Below are 6000 nucleotides of genomic sequence, written 5' to 3'. Positions count from 1 at the left end.
GGCGGCACGGCCGCAGACGCTGTACGGCATCGCGGACTCACCGGTCGGCCTGGCCGCGTGGCTGCTCGACCACAACGACGCCGACGGTCAGCCGGCCGCGGCGGTGGTCGCGGCCCTGGACCGGACGACGAGCGCCACGGGCGAGCTCACCCGCGACGAGGTCCTCGACAACATCACGCTGTACTGGCTGACCAACACCGGGGTCTCGGCGTCCCGCCTGTACTGGGAGTACCGGGGCGGCTTCTTCGACGCCAAGGGCGTGGGGATCCCGGTGGCCGTGAGCGTCTTCCCCGGCGAGCAGTACGAGGCTCCGCGCAGCTGGGCCGAGCGCGCCTATCCCGGGCTGATCCACTACAACCGGGTCGAGCGGGGCGGGCACTTCGCGGCGTGGGAGCAGCCACGACTGTTCACCGAGGAGCTCCGCGCGGGCTTCCGGTCGCTGCGCGGACCCGAGATCCCCCCACCACGGCGCTGACCTGCACGGTGCGGGCGGGTGCGGCTCGGACCCCCCGGATCACGAGGTCTCTCCCGCGCACCCGGGAACCAGGCCGCTCGGTCGGACGGCGGGACGTGCCGGAAGCGGCGTCAGGGACAGCACGGAGTGGTGTGGGTGGGCCGGTTCGGGCGTCGCCAGGGACGGCCCTTGTCCGCGTACCCCGTCGGGGGAATCCTCAGCGCATGAACGGGTCCGACGAGCGGGCCGCCGACGAGCGCGCGTCGGGCGAGCGATCACGCCGGGAGCGGCAGCGCCGTCACGCCGAGGAGACCTTCGAGCGCCTCCGGCAGCGCATCCGGCGGCTCCAGGAGGGAGTGGCCCGGGGCGCCGAGGCGGTGGCCGCGACCGAGAGCGGTGTCGCGGCCACGAACCTCACCCTGGCCGAGCGGGCTCTGCAGGAGGGCCGTCTCGAGGATGCGCGGGGGCTGTTGAGCGAGGCCGCGGCGGCGCTACAGGCCGTCGAGCACGAGCGCCTGCGGGCCACCAGCTGGTCGGTGGACACCACGGCCGATCCCGCGGACGTGGCGCGTGTCGAGCAGCAGCGGATGGCGGCCGGCCGGGCGTGGGACGACGCGGTCCGGCGTCGGGAGCGGGCGGCCCGCCGGCGGGACGAGGCGGCCGTGCACCGTGAGCAGGCTGCCCAGCAGCGCGACGAGGCCGCCACCGAGCGGGACCGGCGGGCTGCCGAGCGGGCCGCGGCCGCGGGCCGCCGGGAGGCGGCCGCCGACGAGCTCCGGGCCCGACAGGCGCGGGGGACGGACCGGGCTGGTGGACCCCTGCGCGAGGAGGCCGAGGAACAGCGGGCCGTCGACGCCGAGGTCGACACGACCTACCGAGGATGGGCCGAGGACGACCGGGCGCGGGCTGCGACCGACCGTGCGGCCGACGCCGACGACCGCCTCGCGGCGGAGCAAGATCGGCTGGCAGCGGCTCGGGACCGAGAGGCCGCCCGCACCGACCGTGAGCAGGACATCCGTGACCGGGCCGAGACGGAGACCGACCGCGGCAGGTCTCGTGCTGCCGAACGCAGGGATCCCTGAGCCGGTGAGCCGCTCGGACACCCTGCCCGGCTCGCCGGGAGGGCGCTCCAGGCGCAGGGGGAGAGGGGCCCCGCCGTCCCGGGCCGGTCGCTCTGTCGATGGGCCTCCTGGGGGTCTACCGGCCCAGCAGAGCAACCGGCGCATCGGCATGGCCATCGGCATCCTGATGGCTCGGCACGGGCTGACCGAGCAGCAGGCGTTCGACGCCTGCGCCCCGCCAGCAGCCACCGGAACACCCGGCTGCGCGAGGTCCCGCAGGAGGTCGTCTACACCGGCGTCCTGGAGATCGACACGGGGCCTCCCGGACCGCAGCCTCTCGCTCAGGGCCGCCGCCTGGGACGGTCCTCGACGTCTGCTCCGGCCGCTTCCGCGAGATCCTCGACGCCCTCGCCCGACGCGTGGACGCCGCCCACGACCACGCCTCGGAGTGCCCTGTGGGTGGGCGACCTGTGCACCGCGGTGCCGATGCCTCGACCAGCGCACACACCGGTGGGGCGGGTGGGGCTCGAACCCACGACCCAGGGATTATGAGTCCCATGCTCTGACCGGCTGAGCTACCGCCCCGGAGCCTCCAGCCTGCCAGACGCCGTCCCGGGCGTGCCGCCGTGGCCGCCCTCCCCGCGGTAGCTGAGGACGGCGGCGCCGGCCGCCCCGAGGACGAGCGCGGCGAGCACCCAGAACGCGGCCGGGTAGCCGCCCAGGACCTCGGCCAGCGCCGTCCCCGCCCACGGCGCCACCGCGGTGGCGAGGGTGACCGGCGCGGCCAGGTACCCGCCGACCGTGCCGTAGCGGGCCGCGCCCCAGCGCTCGGCGACGACGGTGGCCTGCAGGAGCGTTCCCGCGCCGCGCGCGGCCCCGGCGAGCACGGAGGCCGTGACCAGCAGGGCCGCGGGTCCGGGCAGCCCGGCGAGCAGGGCGATCGTCCCGGCCGAGGCCAGCACGATGACCACGGCGCGGCCGGCCGGGGAGGTCCGGCGGGCCAGCGGCGCGTACCCGAGCCGCCCGAGGAGCTGTCCGGCTCCCAGCAGGCCGAGGGTGGTGGCCGCCAGGGTGCTGGAGAACCCGCGGCCGGTCAGGAGCGGGATGAGGGTGAGGCTGGCCGCGTAGAGGCCGAACGCGGTGAGCGTCAGCGCCGCGGCCAGTAGCAGGAACCCCGCCGTCCGGACCTCGGGCGGGACCCCGCGGTGACCCTCCAGGGTCCCCGACCGCGGTCGGGCCCACGCCGCGGGCAGGACGACGGCGTGCAGCGGGACGGTGACGACGGCCAGCACCGCGGCCAGGACCAGGTAGGTCTGCCGCCAGGAGAGGCCGGCGAGCAGCGCGTCGGTCAGCGGCGCGAACACCGTGCTGGACAGCCCGGCCGCCAGGGTCAGGGCGGTCAGCGCCCGCACCCGGTCCTCCCCGTACCAGCGGGCCAGCGCGGTGAACGCGGCTTGGTAGAACACCGCGGCCATCGCCACGCCGGCGACCAGCCACGCCGCCAGGAACCAGCCGTAGCTCGGCGCCAGGGCGATGCCGACCGTCGCGGGCACCGCGAGCAGCGAGCCGGCCGTCATCACCCGGCGGGGGCCGTGCCGGTCGAGCCAGTGGCCCACCGGGATCCCGGCCAGCGCGGAGACCACCAGCCCCACCGAGAACGCCGCCGACGCCGTCGGGGCCGACCAGCCGGTGTCGGCGGTGATGTCCCGCAGGGCGACGGGGAAGGCGTAGTAGAGGACGCCCCAGCTGGTGATCTCGGTGATGCACAGGGCCACCAGGCCGCGCTGCCGGGCCCGGCGTGTCGGCGGCGTGTCGGGAGAACGTGTGCGGGATCTCATGCCGACGGTCTGCCGCGTCCCCGCGCGCGGGCGCGGCGCGCGATCGCGGTCGGGGGCACGCACAACGTCTACCGGAGTCGGTGCAGGTGGGCGACGGGGTGCCCGCCCCGGCCGGCCGGTAGCGTCCGGGCTCACCGGAGCGGGGTCGTCCGGGTGCGCGTGGTAGCCGAGGGTCACCCCTTCGGGCAAGGAGGCGCGCCGGGGGCGTTACCCGATCGTGACCACCCGTCACATCCGTAGTAGCTTTCCCGACGGCCTCGCCGGGCTCAGCTCCTCGGGAACCGAGGGCCTCGGCCAGGCCCCGCCGAACCGCCGCAGGCCCCTCGGGGTCGAGGCGGACCGGGGACCCACCGTTCCACTGGGGTGAGTCCTGCCTGCGCTGCGCGCGGGCGGGTAGGGCGCCGTCCGGCCCGAACCCGTCAGCTAACCCGGTAGGCGGCCGCGAGGATGGGAGAACCGCCGCCTTGGCGACCCTGCACCACCGCACCAGCCTGCTCGACCGCGCCACCGCCCCCCGCCGAGGCCGCCGGGCCCTGCTCGTCGCCGCCGCCGCAGCGGGCCTGCTGGCCGGCACCCCGGCCGCGCTCGCCGCTCCCGTCACCCCCGCCTCCTCCGAGCAGGAGGAGCTGACCGCACAGGTGGCCCGCATCGGGGAGCAGGTGAAGGCCGCCGAGGAGCAGCTGCAGCGGATGACCGTGGAGGCCGAGGCCGCCGCGGACGCCGCGCTGGTCGCGCGCGCCCAGCTCACCCAGGCGCAGGCCGAGGCCGAGCGGACCGCCGCCGAGCTCGCCGACGCGCAGGCCGACGTCGTCGGCGCCGAGCAGGCCATCGCCGACCTGGGGCGCCGGGCCTACATGGGCGGCGACACCCGGTACGGCGACATGGAGCTGCTGCTCGACGCGCAGGACCCGACCGAGCTGCTGCAGCAGGCCGCCACGATGGAGGTCATCGGCGACCACCGCGCCGCGCAGCTCCAGGAGTTCCTGACCGTCCAGCAGCGCGTCGCCGAGGCCGACCGCGCCGCGGACGAGGCCGTCACCCGGCTCGACGGGGCCGCCCGGGCCGCCGACGAGGCGCAGGCCGCCGCCGACGCCCACCTGGCCGCTGCCCAGGCGGAGTTCGACGCCCGCGCCGCGGAGAAGGCCTCCCTGGAGGAGCAGCTGCGGCAGGCGGGGGAGCGGTTGCTCGCCGCCCAGGGTGCCGCGGACCCGGGCGCGGCCTGGAACCAGCGCCAGACGCAGGCGCAGGCGGTGTCCGCCGCGCAGAGCGCCACCGCCATGCCCACCGCCGGCCGGGTCACCTCCTGCTACGGCGCACGCTGGGGCACCCAGCACCAGGGCATCGACATCGCCGCGCCCATCGGCACCCCGATCCACGTGCCCGAGGACGGCGTCGTGCTCCAGGCCGGCCCGGCCAGCGGGTTCGGGCAGGCGGTGTACGTGCAGCACGCGGACGGCCAGATCACCCTCTACGGCCACGTGAACCGCTTCTTCGTCAGCGCCGGCCAGGTGGTGACCGCCGGCCAGCAGATCGCCGAGGTCGGCAACAAGGGCCAGTCCACCGGCCCGCACCTGCACTTCGAGGTGCACCAGGGTGGGCTCTACGCCAGCCGGGTCAACCCGGTGCCGTGGCTGCACGAGCACGGCATCGCCACCGGCGGCTGCTGACCGCCGGGCCCCGGTCCGGCTAACGGCGTCCCCGCAACCGGCCGAGGAGCCCGCCCACGCCGCCGAGGGTCTGGGCGGCCAGCTGCAGGATCGGCCCGCCGGGGATGCCCGGAGCCGACTGCACGATGGGCGCCAGCGCCAGCAGCCCGCCGATCTCGTGCACGCGCAGGCGGCGGCGGGCCACCGCGACGACGGGGTTGACCCGGCCGGACGCCGCCTCCAGCAGCAGGTCGGCAGGCGCCTCCACCGCCGTCCCCGTCGGCCGGCCGGGCGGCAGCCGCCGGACGGTCCAGCCGTCCTCGTCGGCGGCGAACCGCCAGCCGCCGTCCGGGGTGGCCAGGCCGGCGCCCCCGGTGATCCCGCTCGCCGCCGCCAGCGCGCCGGTCACGTCGGCGAGCGCGGCGAGCCCCGCCTGCAGCACCGGTGCCGGGACCGGTGGCGCCCCCGCGTCGGCCAGGTCGAGACCGTGCACGGCGAGCTCGTAGGCCTGGCCCAGGACGACGCTGAGCAACGGCAGCCGGCCGACGACGGCGACCGCCGGGGCGGTGTCGAGCTCGACCGGCTCGTCGGACAGGTAGCGGGCAGTGGCGTCCCGGTTGCGGCGCAGGGCCTCGAGCACCTCCGCGCGGGGAGCGTCGCGGTGGGCGGCGGTCACCCGGGCGTTGGTGGCGTCGACGTCCGCCGGCGTCCCGGTCCCGCCGGCGCGCGCCGAGGCGACCAGGTCGGCCAGCGCGGCGTGGTCGTCCCAGCAGCCGAGGTGCACGCACACCTCGTGCACCCGCCACCCGGGCAGCCGGGTCGGCCGGTCGAGGTCGACGGCCGAGGCCTGGTCGAGGAAGGCGTCCCACGCGCCGAGCGCCATCGCGGCGACCTCGTCCCGCCCGGCGTCGGCCATGCCCTGCTGTCGCACCATGCGGCGCCCCTACCCCGGCCGGGCGCCGGCGAGGCGTGGACGGTGGGCTTGTCCGGCGGACGCCGGC

4 protein-coding genes, 1 tRNA gene, 2 pseudogenes and 1 riboswitch are annotated in these 6000 nt (G+C 77.0%); of the genes and pseudogenes, 4 read left to right on the top strand and 3 right to left on the bottom strand.

What is annotated here, in order from left to right; genetic code table 11:
- From ACI79D_RS19900 to ACI79D_RS19890, 3 genes and pseudogenes are all read left to right on the top strand, one after another.
- Positions 1-475, top strand: a pseudogene (locus tag ACI79D_RS19900) (epoxide hydrolase); the annotation flags it as partial.
- Between the two features lie 203 nt (positions 476-678).
- On the top strand, positions 679-1536 hold the full coding sequence (locus ACI79D_RS19895) for a hypothetical protein (protein WP_456920206.1): 858 nt from the start codon (positions 679-681) through the stop codon (positions 1534-1536).
- Positions 1457-1729: pseudogene (locus ACI79D_RS19890) on the top strand (ANTAR domain-containing protein); the annotation flags it as partial. The gene ACI79D_RS19895 and the pseudogene ACI79D_RS19890, both read left to right, overlap by 80 nt.
- Before the next feature lie 297 nt (positions 1730-2026).
- On the opposite strand, the gene ACI79D_RS19885 reads toward ACI79D_RS19890, so the two are convergent.
- Positions 2027-2100, bottom strand: a tRNA-Ile gene (locus ACI79D_RS19885).
- Complete coding sequence (locus ACI79D_RS19880; RefSeq protein WP_456920205.1) at positions 2091-3290, bottom strand: MFS transporter; 1200 nt, start codon at positions 3288-3290, stop codon at positions 2091-2093. Before ACI79D_RS19880 ends, ACI79D_RS19885 begins: the two co-directional genes overlap by 10 nt.
- A 401-nt stretch (positions 3291-3691) precedes the next feature.
- A riboswitch (cyclic di-AMP (ydaO/yuaA leader) is annotated at positions 3692-3786 on the top strand.
- 31 nt (positions 3787-3817) lie between these two features.
- On the opposite strand from ACI79D_RS19880, the gene ACI79D_RS19875 reads away from it, so the two are divergent.
- Entirely contained in the window at positions 3818-5020 is a 1203-nt protein-coding gene (locus tag ACI79D_RS19875) for a peptidoglycan DD-metalloendopeptidase family protein (RefSeq protein WP_456920204.1), read from the top strand.
- Between the two features lie 19 nt (positions 5021-5039).
- Here ACI79D_RS19875 and ACI79D_RS19870 read toward each other — a convergent pair whose 3' ends face one another.
- Positions 5040-5933, bottom strand: a complete 894-nt coding sequence (locus ACI79D_RS19870; protein ID WP_456920203.1) for a maleylpyruvate isomerase N-terminal domain-containing protein — start codon at positions 5931-5933, stop codon at positions 5040-5042.
- Positions 5934-6000: the final 67 nt, after the last annotated feature.

The sequence above is a fragment of the Geodermatophilus sp. SYSU D00708 genome (assembly GCF_054050115.1).
Note: the sequence above shows the minus strand (reverse complement) of the source record. Positions and strands in the feature narration are given on the sequence as shown.